The sequence below is a fragment of the Kitasatospora sp. NPDC052896 genome, from assembly GCF_044547075.1.
Lineage (GTDB): Bacteria > Actinomycetota > Actinomycetes > Streptomycetales > Streptomycetaceae > Kitasatospora.
Map to the genome: position 1 here is coordinate 129,971 of NZ_JBITZU010000017.1, position 20,573 is coordinate 150,543.

16 protein-coding genes and 1 riboswitch are annotated in these 20,573 nt (G+C 73.5%); of the genes, 6 read left to right on the forward strand and 10 right to left on the reverse strand.

The annotated features are described in order from the left end of the window. Positions 1-84: 84 nt before the first annotated feature. Positions 85-2,280: an AMP-binding protein gene (locus tag ACIGXM_RS27265; RefSeq protein WP_396565308.1), complete on the forward strand. Its 2,196-nt coding sequence runs from the start codon at positions 85-87 to the stop codon at positions 2,278-2,280. Between the two features lie 3 nt (positions 2,281-2,283). Here the strand turns inward: ACIGXM_RS27265 and ACIGXM_RS27270 are convergent, their stop codons facing one another. The 6 genes from ACIGXM_RS27270 to ACIGXM_RS27295 all read right to left on the reverse strand — a co-directional run bounded on the left by ACIGXM_RS27270 (position 2,284) and on the right by ACIGXM_RS27295 (position 8,871). Further along, complete coding sequence (locus ACIGXM_RS27270; protein WP_396565310.1) at positions 2,284-3,744, reverse strand: hypothetical protein; 1,461 nt, start codon at positions 3,742-3,744, stop codon at positions 2,284-2,286. A 44-nt stretch (positions 3,745-3,788) separates the two neighbouring features. Continuing rightward, positions 3,789-5,048, reverse strand: coding sequence for a phenylacetate--CoA ligase PaaK (paaK, locus tag ACIGXM_RS27275; RefSeq protein ID WP_396565341.1), 1,260 nt, complete (start codon positions 5,046-5,048; stop codon positions 3,789-3,791). Between the two features lie 65 nt (positions 5,049-5,113). Then, positions 5,114-6,022, reverse strand: coding sequence for a hypothetical protein (locus tag ACIGXM_RS27280; RefSeq protein WP_396565312.1), 909 nt, complete (start codon positions 6,020-6,022; stop codon positions 5,114-5,116). Then, positions 6,019-7,881: a GMC family oxidoreductase gene (locus tag ACIGXM_RS27285; protein ID WP_396565314.1), complete on the reverse strand. Its 1,863-nt coding sequence runs from the start codon at positions 7,879-7,881 to the stop codon at positions 6,019-6,021. Before ACIGXM_RS27285 ends, ACIGXM_RS27280 begins: the two co-directional genes overlap by 4 nt. Further along, positions 7,878-8,318 carry a hypothetical protein gene (locus ACIGXM_RS27290; protein WP_396565316.1) on the reverse strand — a complete coding sequence of 147 codons (441 nt, stop codon included), beginning with the start codon at positions 8,316-8,318 and terminating at the stop codon, positions 7,878-7,880. The genes ACIGXM_RS27285 and ACIGXM_RS27290 overlap by 4 nt, the downstream gene beginning before the upstream one ends. Positions 8,319-8,439: 121 nt before the next feature. Continuing rightward, complete coding sequence (locus ACIGXM_RS27295; RefSeq protein ID WP_396565318.1) at positions 8,440-8,871, reverse strand: DNA-binding protein; 432 nt, start codon at positions 8,869-8,871, stop codon at positions 8,440-8,442. A gap of 151 nt (positions 8,872-9,022) precedes the next feature. Continuing rightward, a riboswitch (M-box (ykoK) riboswitch) is annotated at positions 9,023-9,200 on the forward strand. A gap of 318 nt (positions 9,201-9,518) precedes the next feature. Between ACIGXM_RS27295 and ACIGXM_RS27300 the strand changes: the two genes are divergently transcribed. Continuing rightward, complete coding sequence (locus ACIGXM_RS27300) at positions 9,519-11,165, forward strand: NRAMP family divalent metal transporter (RefSeq protein ID WP_396565320.1); 1,647 nt, start codon at positions 9,519-9,521, stop codon at positions 11,163-11,165. 121 nt (positions 11,166-11,286) lie between these two features. On the opposite strand, the gene ACIGXM_RS27305 is transcribed toward ACIGXM_RS27300, so the two are convergent. The 3 genes from ACIGXM_RS27305 to ACIGXM_RS27315 all read right to left on the reverse strand — a co-directional run bounded on the left by ACIGXM_RS27305 (position 11,287) and on the right by ACIGXM_RS27315 (position 14,652). After that, the gene (locus ACIGXM_RS27305) at positions 11,287-12,204 is read right to left on the reverse strand and encodes a 1-phosphofructokinase family hexose kinase (RefSeq protein WP_396565322.1); all 918 of its coding nucleotides are present in this window, start codon (positions 12,202-12,204) and stop codon (positions 11,287-11,289) included. A gap of 27 nt (positions 12,205-12,231) precedes the next feature. Continuing rightward, positions 12,232-12,984: an RDD family protein gene (locus ACIGXM_RS27310; RefSeq protein ID WP_396565324.1), complete on the reverse strand. Its 753-nt coding sequence runs from the start codon at positions 12,982-12,984 to the stop codon at positions 12,232-12,234. Positions 12,985-13,158: 174 nt separating this feature from the next. Beyond that, positions 13,159-14,652: a carboxyl transferase domain-containing protein gene (locus ACIGXM_RS27315; RefSeq protein ID WP_396565326.1), complete on the reverse strand. Its 1,494-nt coding sequence runs from the start codon at positions 14,650-14,652 to the stop codon at positions 13,159-13,161. A gap of 341 nt (positions 14,653-14,993) precedes the next feature. On the opposite strand from ACIGXM_RS27315, the gene ACIGXM_RS27320 reads away from it, so the two are divergent. The 4 genes from ACIGXM_RS27320 to ACIGXM_RS27335 all read left to right on the forward strand — a co-directional run bounded on the left by ACIGXM_RS27320 (position 14,994) and on the right by ACIGXM_RS27335 (position 19,544). Then, positions 14,994-15,872 carry an alkaline phosphatase family protein gene (locus ACIGXM_RS27320; protein WP_396565328.1) on the forward strand — a complete coding sequence of 293 codons (879 nt, stop codon included), beginning with the start codon at positions 14,994-14,996 and terminating at the stop codon, positions 15,870-15,872. Positions 15,873-15,955: 83 nt separating this feature from the next. Continuing rightward, entirely contained in the window at positions 15,956-17,170 is a 1,215-nt protein-coding gene (locus tag ACIGXM_RS27325; protein WP_396565330.1) for an EfeM/EfeO family lipoprotein, read from the forward strand. Continuing rightward, complete coding sequence (gene efeB, locus ACIGXM_RS27330) at positions 17,167-18,471, forward strand: iron uptake transporter deferrochelatase/peroxidase subunit (protein WP_396565332.1); 1,305 nt, start codon at positions 17,167-17,169, stop codon at positions 18,469-18,471. Before ACIGXM_RS27325 ends, efeB begins: the two co-directional genes overlap by 4 nt. A 161-nt stretch (positions 18,472-18,632) precedes the next feature. Further along, positions 18,633-19,544 carry a hypothetical protein gene (locus tag ACIGXM_RS27335; protein WP_396565333.1) on the forward strand — a complete coding sequence of 304 codons (912 nt, stop codon included), beginning with the start codon at positions 18,633-18,635 and terminating at the stop codon, positions 19,542-19,544. Between the two features lie 118 nt (positions 19,545-19,662). Here the strand turns inward: ACIGXM_RS27335 and ACIGXM_RS27340 are convergent, their stop codons facing one another. Continuing rightward, positions 19,663-20,094 carry a hypothetical protein gene (locus tag ACIGXM_RS27340; RefSeq protein ID WP_396565335.1) on the reverse strand — a complete coding sequence of 144 codons (432 nt, stop codon included), beginning with the start codon at positions 20,092-20,094 and terminating at the stop codon, positions 19,663-19,665. Between the last annotated feature and the right edge of the window lie 479 nt (positions 20,095-20,573).

Genomic DNA, 20,573 nt, shown 5'->3' on the forward strand with positions numbered 1-20,573 from the left:
GGATTTCCCGACTCCCGGGACACCGCGGGCTCGGCGGAGCACACTGGGTCCGACAGTGGCCGCCGGGCAGGGGAGGCAGGGCGCATGTCACAGGAAGCGGCACAGGACGGCCCGGGCGCGACCCGCACCGTCCACCGGCTGGTCGAGGAGCAGGCGCGGCGGGCTCCCGGTGCGCCGGCCGTCCGGTGCGCCGGCCGGCAACTCGGCTACGCCGAACTCGACGAGCGCGCCAATCAGTTGGCCCGGTACCTGCGGCAACTCGGGGTGGCCCGCGGCGATCTGGTGGCGGTGGCGCTCGGGCGCTCGACGCAGCTGCTGGTCGCGCTGCTCGCCGTCCTGAAGGCCGACTGCGCCTTCGTACCGGTGGAGCCCACCTCGCCGGACCGGTTGTTGCGCCACGTGCTCGCCACCGCCGAGCCGGTCGCCGTACTCACCGAGCAGGCCCACCGGGTGCGGCTGGCCGACGCCACCGGTGCCCGGATGCTCTGCCTGGACCTGGACGCGGCGGCGATCGCCGACCAGCCCGGCACGCCGCCGGACTCCCTCGCCGGGGAGGAGGACCTGGCCTGCGTCTTCTTCACCTCCGCCTCCACCGGCCTGCCCAAGGGCGCGCTGCTGGAGCACCGCAACCTGCTGAGCGCGCTGCGGGGTTGGCAGCAGGTCTACCCGCTCACGCCGGCCGACCGCCATCTGCAGACCACCACCTTCGAGTTCGACGTCTTCACCGCCGACTGGCTGCGCGCCCTCGGCACCGGCGGCACCCTGGTCCTGGCCGAGGCCAACGCGACGCTGGACCGCTCGGTCGACCTGGCCGCGCTGCACCGGCTCGTCCTGGCCGAGGGGATCACCGTCATCGGCATCAACAACCTTCTGTTCCGGCGGCTTTACGGTCGGATCAGCCGGCTCGGGCTGCGGCTGGGCGCGGTCCGGCTGCTGCTGGTGGGAGCGGAGAAGTGGTATCTCGACCGGCAGGCGGGGGTTCAGGAGTACCTGGGTGAGGCGGTCCGGGTGCTGAACATCTACGGTGCGGCCGAGTCCGGCATAGACAACCTCTACTTCGAACTCTCAGACCTGTCGGAGGAGTTGGAGCATCCCGAGCGGGTCTCGCTGATCGGTCGGCCGTTCCCGGGTACCGAGTCGATCGTCGTCGATCACGCCGGTCGGCCGGTCGGGGCGGGTGAGCCGGGTGAACTCCGGCTGGCCGGACCGATGGTGGGCCGCGGTTACCTCGGCGAGCCGAAGCTCACCGCGGCCCGCTTCCCGGCCGCGGGCCCCGCCGCCGATCGCCGGCCGTTCTACCGGACCGGCGACCTGGTCCGCCGGGGATCGCACGGCCTGCTCGAGTACCTCGGTCGGATCGACGTGGACTCCGCCACCGGTCACGCCACCGCCTTCGAACTGGCCGAGCTCGACGGTGTGTTGCGGTCCAGCCCGGTGGTGGCGGAGAGCTGGGTGGCGGAGCTGCCCGCCGGCGGGGGCCGGTCGCCACGGGTGGGCTACGTGGTCCCGGCCGACCCGGCGGCGCCCCTGGACGTCGCGCAGCTGCGGGCCTTCGTGGTGGAGCGGCTGCCCGCCGGGCGCGGTCCGGACGTCCTGGTGCCGTTGCCGGCGCTGCCCCGGACCAGAGCCGGCAAGGTGGACCGGGCGGGCCTGCCGCTGCCCGTGCCGGAGGCGTACCCGAACGCCCTGCCCGCCAAGGCGGGGACCGTGTCGGTGAAGGCCCGGTCGGCATCGGTGAAGGCGCGGTCGGCGCCGCTGGAGGCCCGGTCGGCATCGGTGAAGGCCCGGTCGGCGCCGGTGAAGGCCTCGGTCATGGCCGTGGCGCCGAAGTCCACGCCGTCGGCCACCACCCCGCCCGGGCCGGGCCGGCCGGCCTGGGCGGCGACGACCGGGCTGTTCGCCCTGGCGGCCTTCCTGCTGACCGGCGTGTTGTGGCCCCGGTCGACCGCGTTGGGCGGGGTCCCCGACCCCTGGGCGACCGGCTACCGCGGCCTCCACCTGGCCGAGTACCTCGCCTTCGGGCTGGGCATGGCCGTGCTGCTGCTGGGCCGCCCGCGACTGGCCGGGCTGGGCCGTTCGCCGGGCCGGACCACCGCCGCCCACCTCGCGCTCAGCTGGCTGCTGATCGCCTGGTGGCCGCAGGACAACTGCTACCGCACCACCAGCGCCGACGACTGGGTGGCCGAGACCGCCCTGGTCTACCTGTTCAACGTGACGCTGGTGCTCGCGGCGGCGGTGCTGCTCGCCTTCCTGCTGGCTCCCGACGAGCGGCCGCGCTGAGCCTCAACTTGGTTGCGACAGACCGCCGAAGAGGCGTCCCAGCGCGCTGTTGCCGGCGCGGACCAGTGCCTCGGCGGTGTCCAGCGCCGGTAGCGAGCGGGCCACCAGCGCCACCCCCACCGTGGGGTGGGGCTCGAAGGCGGTGCCGGGCATGGTCGGCAGCAGCAACACGTCGTGTTCCGCGCAGCGCCGGGCGAGCCCGGTCAGGTGGTCGAAGAGGGTCTGCTCGGAGAGCCGGGCGCCGAGTGGCAGATGGTCCAGGGTGCGGACCAGGTGGCCGGGTCCGCGCACCCGGTCCAGCCGTGCCTTGATCATGAAGCCGACGGACGGACCGGTCAGCCTCAGGTTGGCCTCCATCGGGGCGAGCCGGTGCTGCCGGTCGAGGACGAAGTCGACGTCGAACCAGCCGCGGTAGCCCGCCGCGGCCAGTGCCTTGCCCACGTCCACGCCGAACCCGGTCGCCCGCACCGCGAGTTGGCGTGGGAGCAGGCCGGGGCCGATGGTGGCGCCCTGGTAGCCGGTGCCGACCAGGTGCATCACCCCGGCACCGACCGGGTGCACCCGGCCGTCGGTGGCCACCACGGCGTCGAAGGTGACGTCCCGCAGTCGGTCGGCCCCCTCCACGTACGGCTCCAGCAACATGCCGTGCTCGCGGATCAGCGGGTCCTGGTCCATCGCCCGCCCGAGCGCGCTCAACGCACCGCCCGCCATGATGATCTGATCCGGCGTCAGGACGACCGTGCCGAGCCCGCCGACGCCGTACTCCGCCTTGAGCACCGAGGTCTGGCCGGCGGCCGCCCGCCGGGCGAGCGCCCGCGCCAGCGCGCGCGGGCCGTCCGGACGCAGCTGCTGGCGAACCCGGATCTCCGGATGACCGGCCCGGGCCACCTCGGCGAACAGCTGCAGCGAGACCCGCTTGGACTCGAACCGCCGGACCGCCGCGTGGACCCGGGTGTCCCCGCCGTCCCCGGGCGAGCGGCCCCAGGCGACCAACGGCAGCCCGAGGCCGCGCAGTTCGGCCAGCAGGTGAGGACGGGCGAGGAGCGCCGGCCAGAGCCAGTCGTCCTCGGCGATGCCACTGAACAGCCCGACCTGGTCCCACTCGAGCCGTGTGGTCAGCAGGTCGAGCCAGGCCCGGTCCAGGTGCTGCGGCAGCACCACGGCGGCCGGGTGCGGGCTGTAGAACGGTGCCAGGCCCGCGTAGTGGTGTCCCTCGCGTGGCCAGTCCAGCGCCGGGCCCGGTCGCCGGGCGGTCGCCGGCGGCCCGAACCGGCGCAGCGCGGCGGCTCGCAGCCGATCCGCGGGGCCGCCGCCGGGCCGGGCGACCGGCCCGGCGCCGGGGAGCGGCCTGTCGAGCAGCTCGGGCGCCAGGAACTGCGCGTTGAAGTCGGCCACGTTGCCCACGTGCACGCACCGGCGCCCGCCCGTCCAGGCCGTCTCCCACCCCGTCGGCTCCGCGTCCATGGGCCGAGCCTACGGCCCGGGTGCGGTGCCCGGGCCCGGAACGCTCAGTGCTCGCGCCGGTCCACCACCCGGCGCAGCTTCCCGAGCGAGCGCTCCAGCGCCTCCGGATCGACCACGACCACTTCGACGCTGACCCCGACCCCGTCCTTGACGCCCCGGACGATCGCCGCGCCGGCCGCCGCGCGCAGCTCCGGGCCCGCGTCGGGCCGGGCCTCGACCCGTACCGTCAGGTGGTCCAGCCGGCCGCGCCGGGTCAGCTCCAACTGGAAGTGCGCCGTCACACCCGGGGTGCGCAGCACGATCTCCTCGATCTGGCTGGGGAAGAGGTTGACCCCGCGCAGGATGATCAGGTCGTCGCAGCGGCCGGTGATCTTCTCGATCCGGCGGAACGCGGGCCGCGCGGTGCCCGGCAGCAACCGGGTCAGGTCGCGGGTGCGGTAGCGGATGACCGGCAGCGCCTCCTTGGTGAGCGTGGTGAGGACCAGCTCGCCCGACTCGCCGTCCGGCAGGACCCGGTCGGTGAGCGGGTCGACGATCTCCGGATAGAAGTGGTCCTCCCAGACGTGCAGGCCGTCCTTGGTGTCCACGCACTCCTGCGCCACGCCGGGGCCCATCACCTCGGACAGCCCGTAGATGTCCACCGCGTGCAGGTCGAAGCGCTCCTCCAGCTCGCGGCGCATCTCCTCGGTCCACGGCTCGGCGCCGAAGATGCCGATCCGCAGCGAGCTGTCGCGCGGGTCGATGCCCTGCCGCTCGAACTCGTCGAGCAGGGTGAGCAGGTAGGACGGGGTGACCATGATGACCTCCGGCTGGAAGTCCTGGATCAGCTGCACCTGCCGGGCGGTCATCCCGCCGGAGGCCGGGATGACCGTGCAGCCGAGTCGTTCCGCGCCGTAGTGCGCGCCCAGTCCGCCGGTGAACAGGCCGTAGCCGTAGGCGATGTGCACCTTGTGCCCGGGGCGCCCGCCGGCCGCCCGGATCGAGCGGGCCACCAGGTCGGCCCAGGTGGACAGGTCGCGCTCGGTGTAGCCGACCACGGTCGGCCGCCCGGTGGTGCCGCTGGAGGCGTGCAACCGGCGGACCTGGTCGAGCGGGACCGCGAACATCCCGAAGGGGTAGTTGGCGCGCAGGTCGGCCTTGCCGGTGAAGGGGAACCGGGCCAGGTCGGCCAGGCTGTGACAGTCGGCGGGGGTGACCCCGGCGGCGTCGAACGAGTGCCGGTAGAACTCGACGTGACGGTAGGCGAGCTCCAGGGTGGCGCGCAGTCGGTGGAGTTGGTGGTCCCGGAGCTCGGCCGGGCTCATCCGCTCGCCGGCGTCCAGCAGTTCGGACGGGAGCGGCTCGCCCAGCCGGCGGGCCGGACCGCCGCTCACCGGCGCTGCCCGCCGGACGACGGCAGGTAGTAGGGCCGGTTGTGGGCCGCCACCGGTGGCGACTGGTGGCTCCAGACCCCGACCGCTGGCGCGTCGCCGACCAGCGTGACCAGGTCGCGTCCCGGCCGGCCCGCCTCGCCGGGCGCGTCCGTCACGGTGAGCCGGACCCGGTCCGCCTGCCCGGCGTCCAACTCCCAGTAGCGGTAGGGCTGGTAGACGTTCATCGGGCCGGCCAGCAGGCGGCCCTTCGGGTCGGTGCCGTAGCCGGTGACCGGCGCGTTGTTGACCGGTTCGTCGACCAGGGCGGCGAGTTCGGCCTCCAGCGCGAACAGCTCGACCTCCCGGCGGGCCAGGCCGCCGTCCGGCGCGTACTCGGCGGCCCGGCAGCTGATCGACCAACCGGTGCCCACCACGGGGCTGTTGGGCGACGGCATGGTGACCTCGAACCAGCCCGGGTACTTGGGCTCGGCGTAGAGCTTCGAGCCGGCGTCGATGGCCAGCGGATTGTCGCAGAGGACGTGCAGCCGGGCGATGCCGAGCATCCTGGTCTGGTCGTGACCCCGGGCGTACGCGCGGTAGTCGACCGCGGGGACCAGGGCGGCGCAGACGGCCGGATGGGCGATCAGGTTGATCTCGATCTCCTGGGTCACCCCGGCGCCGTTCGGGTACTGCGCGAAGTACAGCTGGTAGTTGACCGAGACGCAGGCCGATCCGTCGAACTCGGCCGCCACCAGCTCGGGGTGACGATCCGCCAGCAGTGCCCGGGCCGGTTCCGGGTCCACCAGGTAGTCCACGCCGAGCTGGTGCAGGGCACCGTAGTGGAACGGCAGGTGGTACGGCTCGGCCACCGGCGGCAACGGGAGCCGCTCGGTCATCGCGGGATCGGTCATCGCGGAGTCGGTCATCGCGGGGTTGCTCCTCGGAAGGGGACGGCGACGGGGTGGTGCAGGGTGGTCGGGCGGCGGGCCAGCAGGTCGCGGTTGATCTGCTCGGCGCTGCGCAGCGCGAGCGCCGCCATGGTCAGCGAGGGGTTGCTGGTGCCGAGTGACGGCATGCTGCCGCAGCCCACCGCGTACAGGTTGGGGTGGTCCCAGCAGCGCTGCCACGCGTCGACCACCGAGTTGCCGGGCGAGGTGCCCATCAGATGGGTGCCGCCCGCGTGCCCGGCCGCCCGGTAGCCGTACCGCCGCCCCTCGAACTCGAAGCAGCCGGGCCAGTCCGGGCCCGGTGCGTAGCGGGTGCGGTCCTGCACGCCGAGCAGTGCGAAGAGCTGCTCGGAGACCGCCCGCGCGGCGGCCATCCCGCGCTTGACGTGGTCGGAGAGCCGGTACGTCAGCACCGGGCGGGGGTTGCCCAGCAGATCGCGGTGGCGCGGGTCGATGGTGACCCGGTTGGCCGGATCGGCCTCCTGCTCCAACTCGAAGGAGAGCGCGAACTCACGGCCCACCCGGTCGCCGACCGCGCGCCGCAACGCCGGACCGAGCAGCCCCCGGCCGTCCGGTCCACCGGACCGCAGCAGCTCGGCCACCCGCAGGTCCGGCGGACCGGCCGCCCAACTCCAGCCCCAGTTGCCGATCTCGACCCGGAACGGCGCCCGGCGGGCCCGCTCGGGACCGAACCGGAACGCCTCCACCCCGGCGGTCAGCGCGGGCCCCCGGTACGGGCCGGCCGGCCGCGGCAGCAGTCCCCAGGTGAGCAGCACCGGGTGGTCCATCAGGTTCCGGCCGACCTGGTCGCTGCGGTTGGCCAGGCCGGAGGCGAGCAACAACCGGGCGTTCTCGATCGCGTGCGCGGCCAGCACCACCAGGTCGGCCTCGGCGTGGTGGGTGTCCGGTTCCGGGGTGCCGCGCTCGTCGTACCGGCGGTACTCCACGCCGGTGATCCGGCCGTTGCCGGCGGCCAGCACCCGGCCGACCACCGCCCGGGTCAGCAGGGTCACCGACTCCGCCCACCGGCCCTGGGTCCGCAGCGGCGTGTACTTGGCGCCGGACGGGCAGACCGGCACGCAGCTCGCGTGGCCGACGCAGCGCGGCTGGCCCACCTCGTCCCCGGGGCCGTGGGCCGGGCCGTGGTGCGCCGGGTCGGGGACGCCGTTGCGGGCGTGCGGGGTGCCGACCACCCGCAGCTCAGTCGGCGCGGCGGCGCCCGGCTCGTGCACGGTCCGGCCGTCCCAGGCGGTGGCGGCCAGCCGGTCCAGGTGGCCGCGCGGGATGGCGCGCATCGGGAACGCGTAGTCGTCCGGGAACGGCAGGCCGAGCGCCGCGCGCTGCTCCTCGACATCCGCGGCCACCCCCAACTCTGCCTCGGCGGCCCGGTAGTGGGGCTCCAGCTCGGAGTAGCCGAGCGGCCAGTCACGGCCGGGGCCGAGCCGGGAGACCCGGAAGTCCTCGGGGTGCATCCGCGGGGTCAGCCCGGTCCAGGCCAGACCGGTGCCGCCGTTGCCGCGCAGGTAGCCGCTGACGTACGGGTCGGGGCCCCGCTGCACCAGGTAGCCGTCGTCCCGGAAGCCGCCGTCGGGGGAGGGCGCGACGGGGCTGGTCCGGTAGGGCGAGGTGATCACCTTGCGATCGGCCGCCCGGTACGTGTCGGCGGCGGTCGCCCGGAGCCGGACCGGGTCCTCCCGCCGGTCGCCGGGGCCGGCCTCCAGGACCAGGACCCGCCAGCCCTGGTCGCCCAGCCGTTTGGCGATCAGCGAGCCGGCGAAGCCGGCGCCGACCACGATCGCGTCCCAGCGGGCCCGGTCGTCGGGGGAGTGCGGGGTCACCTGCGGGCCTCCGGGAGGCCCGGGGGAGCGGTCCAGCTGCCGAACCCGGGGGCGTGCGTGCCGGGCGCGTGACCACCGATGGTCTGCCAGAGCAGCCCGCCGGCGTACGAGTCGGCGCTCACCGTGTACGGCGCCGCGGCCGCCGTCTCCCGCCCGAGCGCGGTCCGCACCGGCTCCGGCAGGCCGGGCCAACTGCCGGTGTACCAGAGGTGGGTGAGGGCACGGGCGACCTCACGCAGCGGCTCGTCGGTGATCAGCTGGGGCGCGTGGCCGACCCCGGCGGGGAGTGCCGTGAGCCGGTCCGCGTGCTCGGGTCCGACCTCCCGTCGCAGGGTGGCGAGGTGACCGGCGACCAGGCCGGTCGCCCGGAGTTCGTCGGCGGCGAAGCCGGTCAGCTCCGCGGAGACGGCGAGGAACCTCTCCGTGGTCGGTCTCAAGGCCACCCCTTCGGTCGGCTGCTGTGGTCACGACACGCTCGGTGCCGCGGGAAGCATTCCTCGCTCCCGGCCGTCCCATGCGTCGCACCGAGCGAGCGGTGCCCGCCCCAGCCGGCTCGGGCTACTCGGGGCCCGTGCGCTCGGCCAGCCGCTCGTAACGCTGGCGTGCCGCCTGCGGGGTGCCGAGGCCGAGGCCGAAGGCGATCTCCTGCCAGGTCATGCCGCGCCCGCGGGCCATCTTGAGCAGGCCGGTCTCCAGCTCGTCCAGCTCGCCGCGGACCAGCGGCAGCAGGGTGAGCGCGGCCGTGACGTCGGCCTGGTCGACCTCCGGTTCACCCTCGTCGAGCAGGGCCGAGCCGGCCATGAGGAGCGCGACCAGCCGGACCACCTCGTGAGGGCCGGGGACGGTCGGATTGGTCTGCCGGCGGCGCTGCTCCTCGGTGGTCGCGTGCCGCTCGGCGAGCCGGAACAGCGCCGCGTACTCGCGCTGTGCGCGGACCTGGCCGGGGTCGGGGGCGGCGAAGGGACCGCTGGTGGGATCGGTTGCTGACATGCCCTCAGGGTGCGATCTGCGCACCTCGTTGTCAATGGACTGTGTTGAACGATCCGTTTAAGTTCCCGATCGCACCGGCCCGAAGGTCAAGCTTTGGTAATCGGTTGCCTTGTGCCGCAAGCATGGGTCTATGCTTGTCGAGGTTTTGCAGGAGGCACCTCGTTCGGTGAGGCGTCTTCACGGACACAGGCCACTGATCCCACCCGTCGAGAGACGCTCCGGATCAGGACAGATCTTCCCGACCTAAGGGTTGATCCCAAGTGGCTTCCGATTCAACGGGATCGGATCACGCCGTGAAGTGCCAAAGCTCTGACGAGTTGGGGTGAACCGGCGCCGTTTCGGTGTGCTGGTCCGCTCCTTGCCGCGTCGATGACACGCACCACGGGGTGCGTCCGGCCGGAAGGAGGCGAGAGACATGGATTCGAGCAGTAGTAGTCCGGGCCACAAACGGCCCCGCATCCGCATGTCACCGTCTTCTTCTCACGGCACGCGGTAACCACCTTCCCTGCGCGAATCTCGAGTCGCACCTCAGTCCCCGCACGGCCACGTGTCGTGACGGCGCCTCAGGCTGCCCGCTCGCAGGGGGGATTGCTGCTGCGTGCCTCCAAACCTCCCCCTGTCACGGGGGGCTCGGGAGGCTCTCAGTCATGACCGACACCATCACCACCACGGACCAGGCCACGGCGCCGCGCGGCGCCGTCCTCGACGACGCCCACATCGGCGACATCAAGGGTGCGCTCGGCACCATCCGGCTGGACGACGACGCCCCGCGCCAGGGCCTGTCCGCCAAGCTCAAGACCCTGCTGGCGATCGTCGGCCCCGGTCTGATCGTCATGGTCGGCGACAACGACGCCGGTGCCTTCGCCACCTACGGCCAGGCCGGCCAGAACTACGGCACCCACCTGCTGTGGACCCTGCTGCTGCTGATACCGGTGCTGTACGTCAACCAGGAGATGGTGCTGCGGCTCGGTGCCGTCACGGGCGTCGGTCACGCCCGGCTGATCCTGGAGCGCTTCGGCAAGTTCTGGGGCGCGTTCTCGGTCATCGACCTCTTCCTGCTCAACGCCCTCACCCTGGTCACCGAGTTCATCGGGATCACGCTGGCCTCCGACTACCTCGGTCTGCCGAAGGTCGCCTCGGTCGTGCTGGCCGCCGCCATCATCGTGGCCTCGGCCTTCACCGGCTCGTTCCGCCGGTTCGAGCGGATCGCCATCGCGCTGTGCGCCGGCTCGCTGCTGCTGATCCCGATCTACTTCATGATCCACCCGAAGACCTCGCAGATGGCCCACGACTTCGTGGTCCCGAACATGCCCGGCGGCAGCGGCCAGCTCGCCACCGTGATGCTCCTGATCATCGGCATCGTCGGCACCACCGTCGCCCCGTGGCAGCTCTTCTTCCAGCAGTCGTACGTCATCGACAAGCGGATCACCCCGCGCTTCATGAAGTACGAGAAGGCCGACCTGTGGATCGGCATCGTCGTGGTGGTCGTCGGTGGCGCGGCGCTCATGGGCTTCTCCGCCGCCGCGTTCGCCGGCACCGACGGCTTCGGCAACTTCACCGACGCCGCCGGCATCGCCAAGGGCCTGGCCCAGTCCTCCGGTCACCTGGCCGGTGTGCTGTTCGCGATCGCCCTGCTGGACGCCTCGATCATCGGCGCCTTCGCCGTCTCGCTCTCCACCGCCTACGCGATCGGTGACGTCTTCGGCATCAAGCACTCGCTGCACCGCGGCATCGGCGGCGCCAAGGGCTTCTACGCCGTCTACGCCGGTCTGGTCGCCGTCGCCGCCACCATCGTGCTGATCCCGGGCTCGCCGCTGGGCCTGCTCACCCAGGGCGTGCAGACGCTGGCCGGCGTGCTGCTCCCGTCCGCGACCGTCTTCCTGCTGCTGCTCTGCAACGACAAGGCCGTCCTCGGCCCCTGGGTCAACGGCCCGCGGACCAACGCCTTCACCGCCGCGGTGATCGGCGTGCTGGTCACCCTGTCGATCATCCTGACCGCCTCGGTGCTCTTCCCGAACATCACCGCCAACGCGATCCTGCAGATCCTGGCCGTCTGCGGTGTGATCGGCGTGCTGACCGCCGGGTACTCCTTCACCCGCCGCCGCACCGCCACCAAGGAGGACCCGATCGACCGGACCGGCCGTGACGAGTGGCGGATGCCGGCGCTGGAGACGCTGACCAAGCCGACCATGTCGACCACCCGCAAGATCGGCATGACCGCGCTGCGCAGCTACCTGCTGGTCGCGATGATCCTGGTGGTCATCAAGATCGTCGAGGTCGCGCTCGGCCACTGACGAGCCCGCCGACGGCCCGCCGACCGCCCCTCACGGGGGTGGTCGGCGGGCCGTCGGCGTCGCTGCCGGCCGGTCGGGGGCCGCGCCGGGGGCGAGGCCGGTCCGGCCGGGCCGGTGGCGTTCAGCCGAGCGCGGTGACGGTGACCCGGGGCAGCAGGTGGTGGTACGCGGCCGGGTCGTAGTCGCCCGCGGTCGGGGCGAGGACGGTGGCGGCGGAGAGGGCGACGGCCCGGGCGAGGCGGGCCGGCCAGGGGAGGGAGTCGAGCAGACCGGTGGTCAGCGCGGCCACCGCGGAGTCGCCCGCGCCGGTGGGGTTGCCGGCCAGTCGTTCGGGCGGGGTGGCCAGCCAGCTGCCGTCCGGGGTGGTCGCGAGCAGGCCGTCGGGGCCGAGTGAGGCGACCACCGCACCGGCGCCGCGGTCCAGCAGGGCGGCGGCGGCCCGGTGCGGCTCGGCCAGGCCGGTGGCCTCCCGCAGCTCGTCGGCGTTCGGCTTGACGAGGTCGGGGCCGGCGGCCAGGGCCGGCAGCAGCCAGGGCGCGGAGGTGTCCAGCAGGACCGGCACCCCGCGCCCGCGGGCGGCCCGGACCAGCGTGGCGTAGGCGTCGTCGGGAAGGCCGGGCGGCAGGCTCCCGGCGAGCACGACCACTTCGGCGCGCTCCAGCAGCGCGCCGAAGTGGTCGGTGAACGAGGACCACTCGCCCGCCGTGACGGCGGGCCCGGGCTCGTTGAACATCGTGGCGTCCGCGGCCAGTCGATCGACCACCGCGACGGTCCGGCGGGTCTCGCCGGCGATCGGCAGGAGCGCGTCCGGCAGTCCGGCGGCGGCCAGGTCGGCCCGTACGGTCGCGCCCGCGGCGCCCCCGACCAGCCCGGTGACCAGGGTCGTGCGCCCCATCCGGGCCAGCACCCGGGCGACGTTGACGCCCTTTCCGCCGGCCCGGGCGGTGGCCTCGGTGACCCGGTGGCTGCCGTGCGGGCGCAGCGCCGGGACCCGGTAGGTGACGTCGAGCGCGGCGTTGAGCGTGACGGTGAGGATCACGGTCGCTCGCTCGGCTCGCCCCACCGGTCAGCTGGCCTTGATCACCACGGTCTTCGCCGCCTTGTCGTGCAGGCACTGCTGGTTGGGCTTGTCCCACAGCTGCCACAGCACGTCCAGCACCGAGTACAGCGTGCCCAGGCAGGGCACCAGCTGCGGGAGCCCGTAGGCCGCGGCCCGGCTCCAGGCGGTACCACCGACCACCGGCTGGCCGTCGGCGAGGTTCACCACGTAGAGCTTCATCGCCTTCTTGCCGACCGTCTGGCCGTTCTGCGTGGAGAGCATCGCGCCCTCGTAGGCGGTGACCAGGGCCGCCATGACCACGTAGTAGAGGAAGGTGTTGACCGAGGCGACGATCACGTAGAGCACGATGACCGGGATCAGCAGGACCGCGACGTCGATCAGCCTGGCGAGCAGCCGGTCGCCCGCGCTGGCCAGCACCGGGGTGCCGGGCAGGCCGGGCCCGGCCGGTGCGCCGTACGACGGCTGGCCGTAGCCGCCGGGGGGCTGCTGGCCGTAGCCGGCCGCGGGCGGCGGGGTCTGCGGGTAGCCGTACTGGTCGGCCGGCGGCGGGGTCTGCGGGTAGCCGTACTGGTCGGCCGGCGGCGGGGTCTGCGGGGAGCCGTAGGGGTTCGGCTGCGGCGGCTGCTGGCCGTAGGGATTGCCCTGCGCCGGCTGCGGCGGGTAGGGCTGGCCGTACGGGTTGCCCTGCGGCGGGTACGGCGGCTGCTGGCCGGAGCCGTCGCCCGGATACCCGTAGCCCGGCGGTACGTTGGAACTCATCTGTTGCCCATCCCCACGGTGTGCGGCTGATCGCGCCCGCCCCGCGCATCGGTCGGCGCGCGGCGTGATACGCCCTGAAGGGCGATCATAGGTGGCGGCGGTGTGTGGGCGCGAGGGAGTTGGTGCGGTATTCCGCAGGTCGCCAGGGGCGTCGCGGCGGGCCGGGCGGGCCGCTCAGCGGCCCAGCCGCCGGAACCGGTCGAGCCGCGCGTCCGGGCTCAGCGCGGCGGCCCGGGCCAGCTCCTCCTCCAGCAGGCCGACGACGCGCCGGACGAAGCCGTCCGGGTCCTCGGAGCCGGGAACGGGCTCGGGGAGCACCCGGTCCACCACCCCGTCGGCGAGCAGCGCGGCCGCGCCGATCCGCTGCTGGTGGGCGAGTTCGGCGGCGTGGTCCGGGTTGCGGTGCAGGATCACCGAGGCGCCCTCGGGTGGCAGCGGGGAGAGCCAGGCGTGCTCGGCGGCGACGGTCCGGTCGGCGGGCAGCAGCGCGAGCGCGGCGCCGCCGGTGCCCTCACCCAGCAGCAGGCTGACCACCGGGACCGGTAGGGTGCTCAACTCGGCGATGCAGCGCGCGATCTCGCCCGCCAGCGCGCGCTCCTCGGCCCGCGCGCTCAGCTCCGCGCCGTGAGTGTCGATCACGGTCAGCAGCGGCAGGCGCAGTTCGGCGGCGAGCCGCATGCCGCGGCGGGCGGTGCGCAGGCCGGCCGGGCCGACCGGACCGTGCAGCGCGGCGGCGGCCCGGTCGTGACCGACCACCACGCAGCCGGTGCGGCCGAACCGGGCGAGGGTGAGCCGGAGCGCGTCGTCCCGCTCGCCGGTGCCGGTGCCGGAGAGCGGGACCAGGGTGTCGGCCTCCTGGAGCAGCTCGGCCAGTCCGGGACGGCCGGGCTCTCGGGTGAGCAGCACCGAGCGCCAGGTCGCCTCGGCGCTGTCGGCGGCCTCGACGGGGGACTCGGCATCGCCGGTGGCCTCGGTGACGGTCGGGCGCGCGGCGAGCACGTCCAGGGTGTCCGCGAGCCGGCGGCGCAGCCGGTCCGGCGGCAGCACGGCGTCCACCGTCCCGTGCCGCCGCAGGTGCTCGGCGCGCTGCACGCCCGCCGGGAACGGCTCGCCGTACAGCGCTTCGTACACCCGCGGGCCGAGGAAACCGACCAGCGCGCCGGGCTCGGCGGTGGTGAGCTGGCCGAGCGAGGCCCAGGAGGCGAGCACCCCGCCGGTGGTGGGGTGCCGGTGGTGGACCAGGTAGGGCAGCCCGGCGGCCTTGTGCGCGGTGACGGCGCCGGCGATGGCGACCATCCGGACGAAGGCCGGGGTGCCCTCCTGCATCCTGGTGCCGCCCGAGGCGGGGAAGGCGAGCAGCGGGAGCCGCTCGGCGGTGGCGCGCTCGACCCCGCGCAGCAGCCGGTCGGCGGTGGCGGTGCCGATCGAGCCGGCCAGGAAGCCGAACTCGCTGAGCAGGACGGCGACCCGGTGCCCGGCCAGCCGTCCCTCACCGGTCAGCGCCGCCTCGTCGGCGCCGCTGCGGGCCCGGGCGCGGGCCAGTGCCTCGGCGTAGGGACCGGAGGCGGGCTGCTCGGGCGGGGTGTCCCAGCTGCGGAAGGTGCCCGGGTCGAGCAGCTGCTCGGCGAGGCGCAGGGCGGCGGGGATCGGCGTGATCGGTTGGTCCACGGGGTCAGTCTCCGGACCGGGAGCGGATCGGGCAAGCCCCGGCCGGCCGGAGTCGACCAACCGTCAGAAGCTGGACAGGCGACCACAAAACGGCGTCCGGACCGGCCGGGATCCTTGATCACCGCCGTGAGGAATTCACAGTTTCGCCAGTCCACCGACAACTTAAGGGCACCTCCGACGGGAATGCTCTGGACGGCACCGAAGCCGGGCTGCGCATCGCCCGGTCCCGCCCCCGAACCGGTCCGCGGCCCCCACCACGGGACCGGTACGGCGGGTCCCCGCACCTCCCCCGTGAGCCGGCTACCGAAGGCCGGCCGCCTTCCCTTGGAGTGTCAGTGTCCATGCGTTCGAGGTCGCGCCTTGCCGGGCTGTCCGCCGTCGCCATGACCACCGCCGCCGCGGTGTCCCTCGCCCTGTACCCGCACGGCTCGGCCGTCGCCGACACCCCACCGGCGTCGAGCACCGTGTCCGCTCCCTCGCACATCGTGGTCGTGATGGAGGAGAACCACTCCTACGACGACATCATCGGTGACACCAGCGACGCCCCCTACATCAACTCCCTCGCCTCGCAGGGCGCGCTGATGACCCAGTCGTTCGCCGTCACGCACCCCAGCGAGCCGAACTACATGGCACTGTTCGGCGGCAGCACCTTCGGGCTCAGCTCCGACGCCTGTCCGACCAACGAGGGCAACACCGCCAACCTCGGCTCCGAACTGCTGGCCGCCGGCGACACGTTCGTGGGCTACTCGGAGGACCTGCCCAAGGCCGGCTCGACCACCTGCACCAGTGGGTCGTACGCGCGCAAGCACTCGCCCTGGATCAACTTCAGCAACATCCCGGGCTCCGACTCGCAGCCGTTCAGCTCCTTCCCCACCGACTACAACCAGCTGCCCACCGTGTCGTTCGTGATCCCGAACCTGGACGACGACATGCACAACGGGACCATCAACCAGGGTGACACCTGGCTGCAGAACAACCTCTCCTCGTACGCCACCTGGGCGCAGCAGAACAACAGCCTGCTCATCGTCACCTGGGACGAGGACGACTACACCGAGAACAACCAGATCCCCACCATCATCGTCGGTGCCAACGTGCAGCCCGGCCAGTACAGCGAGACGATCAACCACTACAACCTGCTCGCCACGCTGGAGCAGATGTACGGTCTGGCGCCGGTCGGCGAGAGTGCCAACGCCACCCCGATCACCGACATCTTCGGCTGATCAACCGTCAGCATGCCGTCCCCCCGGCGCTCCTCGCCCGGGGGCGGCCCCGGCCCGATGACCGAAGGGGGCGTCCCGCCGACATGCCGGACCCCGTGCCATCCCCGCTGCCCGAGTCGGCCGCACCCGCCAGACGTTGGCGCGGTACGGCGCTGGTCGGACTGCTCCTGCTCGGAGTGGCCGCGCTGACCGGTTCCGCGCGCGCCGGCAGCGGTTCCGCCCTGCCCGGCGGCCCGCTGCGGGTGGACGCCGCCGGCTGCGGCACCCCGCCCGCGCACCTGCCCGCCGGCCCGCTCTCCTTCGCCGTCACCAACGGCGACAACGTCTTCGCCAGCATCTACCTGGTCTCGCCCGACGGCGGCCTGGCCTACGCGGAGATCCCCTGGGTCGGGCCGAACAAGACACTCCCGCTGGCCACCACGCTGACCGGTGGCCAGTACGCGGTCCGCTGCGTCTTCTCGAACGGGACGGTCCGCACCTCGCGCACGGTGACGGTCACCGGCACCGCCGCCGGCGCCGTGGCCGGCTACGAACCGCTCTCCGACCTGGAGATGACCGGACCGGTCAACGCCTACCGCGGCTACGTCACGGCCGCGTTGCCGGGCCTGCTCGCGGCCGCCCAGACCCTGGACGCCGACCTCGCCCGTGGCGACCTGGCCGCCGCCAAGGCCGACTGGCTCACCGCGCACCTGGACTACGAGCGCCTCGGTGCCGCCTACAACTCCTTCGGCGACTACGACGACGCCATCAACGGCATGGCGAACGGGCTTCCGCAGGGCGTCGACACCCCGCAGTGGACCGGCTTCTTCGCCCTGGAACAGGGGCTCTGGCACGGCGCCGGCGTCGACCGACTGCGCCAGCTCAGCCAGCAGTTGGTCACCGACGTCAGCGGCCTGCAGCAGGACTTCCCGAGCGAGGACACCGACCCCGGCGACCTCTCGCTGCGCGCGCACGAGATCCTGGAGAACGCCCTGCAGTTCCAGCTCAACGGCATCGCCGACTACGGCAGCGGCACCACGCTGGCCACCCTCGGCGCCAACATCCAGGGAACGCAGGAGGTGTTGAGCGTGCTGACCCCGGTGCTCCAGCCGCGCGACCCCGCGTTGCTCGACCAGGTGAGCCGTCAACTGACCGCCCTGTCCGGCGAAGTGGCGTCGAGCCGATCGTCCTCCGGCACCTGGACTCCGGTGACCCGGCTCACCACCGCCCAGCGCCAGCGTCTCGACGGAGACCTCGGCAGCCTCCTGGAGGAGCTGGCCGCCATCCCCAACCTGCTCGCCCCGAGGAACCACGCATGAGCCTCCGCACGCCTCCCACTCCTGACGGCTGCCCGATGGCCGCCGGTCAGGCCGGTCAGGCCGAACCGTCGCTGCGCCGCCGGGTCTTCCTGCGCGGTGCCACGCTGGGGGCCACGGTCGGGGCCGCCGTCGGTGCGGGTGCGCTGGCCGGGGCGGTGGCGGTGGCCGCCGAGCCCGGTCCGGGGCCGTCCGGCCGGCGGATCCCGTTCCACGGGCCGCACCAGGCGGGCATCACCACCCCGCAGCAGGCTGCCGCGTCGTTCGTCTCGTTCAACGTGATCGCGCCCGACCGGGCCGGGCTGGTGAGTCTCCTCCAGACGCTGACCGACCGGATCCGCGCACTGACCGCCGGCGGCCCGGTGCCCGCCACCGACCTCGCCTCCCCGCCCTCCGACAGTGCCACGCTCGGCCCGGTGCTGCCCGCCGACGGGCTGACCGTCACGGTCGGCGTCGGCGCCTCGCTCTTCGACGGTCGCTACGGGCTGGCCGCGCGCAAGCCGGCCCAGCTGGTCCCGATGCCGGCCTTCCCGGACGACAACCTGGTGGGCTCCACCGAGCTGCACGGCGATCTGATGCTCCAGATCTGTGCCGACTCGCGGGACACCGTGATGCACGCGCTGCGCGACATCGCCAAGCACACCCGTGGTGGCATGCAGGCGAGTTGGAAGGTGGACGGCTTCCACGCCGCACCCCGGCCGAGCGGCACGCCGCGCAACCAACTCGGCTTCAAGGACGGCACCGCCAATCCCGACATCGCTGACCGGACGGTGGCGGACGCCGTGCTGTGGACGCACGGCGGAGCGTCCGGCGAGCCCGCCTGGGTGGAGGGCGGTTCGTACCAGGTGGTGCGGATCATCCGGATGCTGGTCGAGTTCTGGGACCGGGTCTCGCTGCACGAGCAGGAGAACATGATCGGCCGCCGTCGCGACACCGGCGCACCCCTGGACGGCACCCGCGAGTCCGACCCGCCGGACTACCACGCGGACCCACAGGGCCTGTTGACCCCGATGACCGCGCACATCCGGCTCGCCAACCCGCGCACCCCGGCCACCACGAACCAGCAGATCCTCCGCCGTGGCTACAACTACGAACGCGGCCTCGACCTTGACGGCAACCTCGACGTCGGCCTGGTCTTCTGCTGCTACCAGCAGGACGTGGCCCGCCAGTTCCAGACCGTCCAGCAGCGCCTGGCCGGCGAGCCGCTGGTCGACTACATCTCCCCGACCGGCGGCGGCTACTTCTTCGCCCTCCCGGGCGTCACCGGGCCGAACGACCACTTCGGCTCGGCCCTGCTCGCCTGAGCACCCGGCCATCTCCCGGCTCGACACGCACGGTGAACGGCTTTGCCACCGAGATGACCTGATGGTAGGTCACACTGTGCTTCGAACCCGAACCCAAGCGCGGGGTGGCCGCCGCCCGCCCGCGAGCCGCCCCGCGCCCCGGCCGTGGAGGTGGCCCGGGCATGCCCACCCAGGAACAGGACCCCCGCACGCCCGCGCAGCGCTACCTTGCCGCCCTGGCGAGTGCGGCGGACTTCGCGAAGGCCGCCGGCACGCAGTCCACGCCGACCGACCTGCCGGCGGGCACCGACCCGGCGGCGGCCACCAAGGCGCTGGACGACGTGCGGGCGGTCGCCGTGGAGTGGTTCAGCGTCGTCTACCCGCCGGTGCTGGCCCTCTCGCGGGCCGTCGTCAACGAGGACCAGGGGATCGGTGCCCAGCTGCGCAGCCTGATCGACCCGGGCTGTCGGCCCGCCGGCGGCCCGGGTGACGACCGCGCGGCGAAGCCGGAGATCGAGCCGGCGGTCGCGGAGCTGGCCCGGCGGGTCGACCGGCTGGAGGGACAGGCCGCGACCCTGCACCTGTCCCTGATCACCTTCGGGATGGCGCTGCGGAGGGTCGGCCGGGCACTGACGGCGGCAACCGCCGATCTGCTGAACGACGTTCGGTGTCGTGACGCCCAGGTGCACGCCGACCGGGCCCGGCTCGACAGCCTCGAGCACGCCTCCTGCTCGGACCGGAACGACCTCGCCGCCGCCGGGAGGGTCCTGCACGAGGACGGTCTCGTCTTCGACGCCGTCCTGCACTTCCACGGACAGCTCAGTCGGGTCGGCGAGCAGCTCGCCGAGGCCCACAACGGCATCTCCTACCTCGACGGCGCCTGGTCCCTGCTGGCCGACGAGGCCCGCCGGGTCAAGGTGGGCCTCGCCGCCGCCGCCCGCGACACCGGGGAAGCGGCCCGGAAGCTCGACTTCCAGAAGGTCGAGCGGAGTTGGGCCAGGCTGGTGGCGCACAGTCGGGAGATCCTCGACGCCGCGCCCCCGCCGCCGTCGCTCTCCGACATCCAGCCCACCACGGCGGGGGAGGTCCCGTGAGACCGGCCGGGCAGCCCGCCACCGCCCGACGAGTCGCTGACTCGACATCAACTGGCCTTGCGGTGAACAGCCCGCCCACCCCCGGTGGGATGGGCGGGCCACGTGGCGGTGGACGAGGTCAGAGCCGGAGGGTGCCCTCCAGCTGGGCGTGGTCGTGCTCGGCGGCGTCGACGGTCACCCGGTAGTGGATCTCCTCGCCGCGGCGTGGCAGGTGGTCGCGGTCCAGGCCGGCTCGCTCCACCGTGCGGAAGTGGTAGCCGTCGTCCTCGCAGCGGGCGCGGGTCTGGTGGGTGACCGGGAAGTCGTCCTGGTCGTGGTCGGGGCGGCGCATCTTGACGGTGATCAGCATGTCCCGCCCCTCCTCGGAGCAGTGGCCCGACCCGTTGATCTCCACGCTGTCGTTGTCCAGTACCCGGGCGCTGAACTGGGTGAGCGACACCGGGCGGTCGTGTCGCGGGCCGGTGACGTGGTCGGCGGTCGCGGGGGCGAAGGCGGACAGGCCGAGGACGGCGGTGAGGGCGAGGGCGGTGGTGGCGGTACGGCTGCGCATCGGGTGGGTTCCTTCGGGGTGGGGGAGGAGGGGGCAGCCGCAGCCTGACCCAACCGGACCGGGCCGCCCGGTACCGTCCCCCGAACGGGGCATGTCGCTGCTCCGCCCGGACCCATGGAGGCGTCAAATACCAGTTACCACCGGTGGGTTGAAGCGCGGGTAGTCCGGCTGGCTCCAGTGCGACGGGCTCGCGCCCGGGCTCTCCACCACCCCGCTGACGGTGAACTCCACGAGCCGCTGCGCACCCGGGAGGGCGGCGGCGTGGGCGGGAAGGGCGTGGCCATGGCGGGCTCCATCCCCTGATCTTCGCGGGGAATCCCGGCCTTCAGGCCGGGCGGGAATGCGATCCCTGGCACGGAGGCGCGGAGCGCCGGAGGTCTCTGCGCCTTCGTGGTGACGGTCAGGTGGGCCGCTTCTGGTTCTCGATGTACTCCTTGACGATGCTCAGCGGAGCGCCGCCGCAGGAACCGGCGAAATAC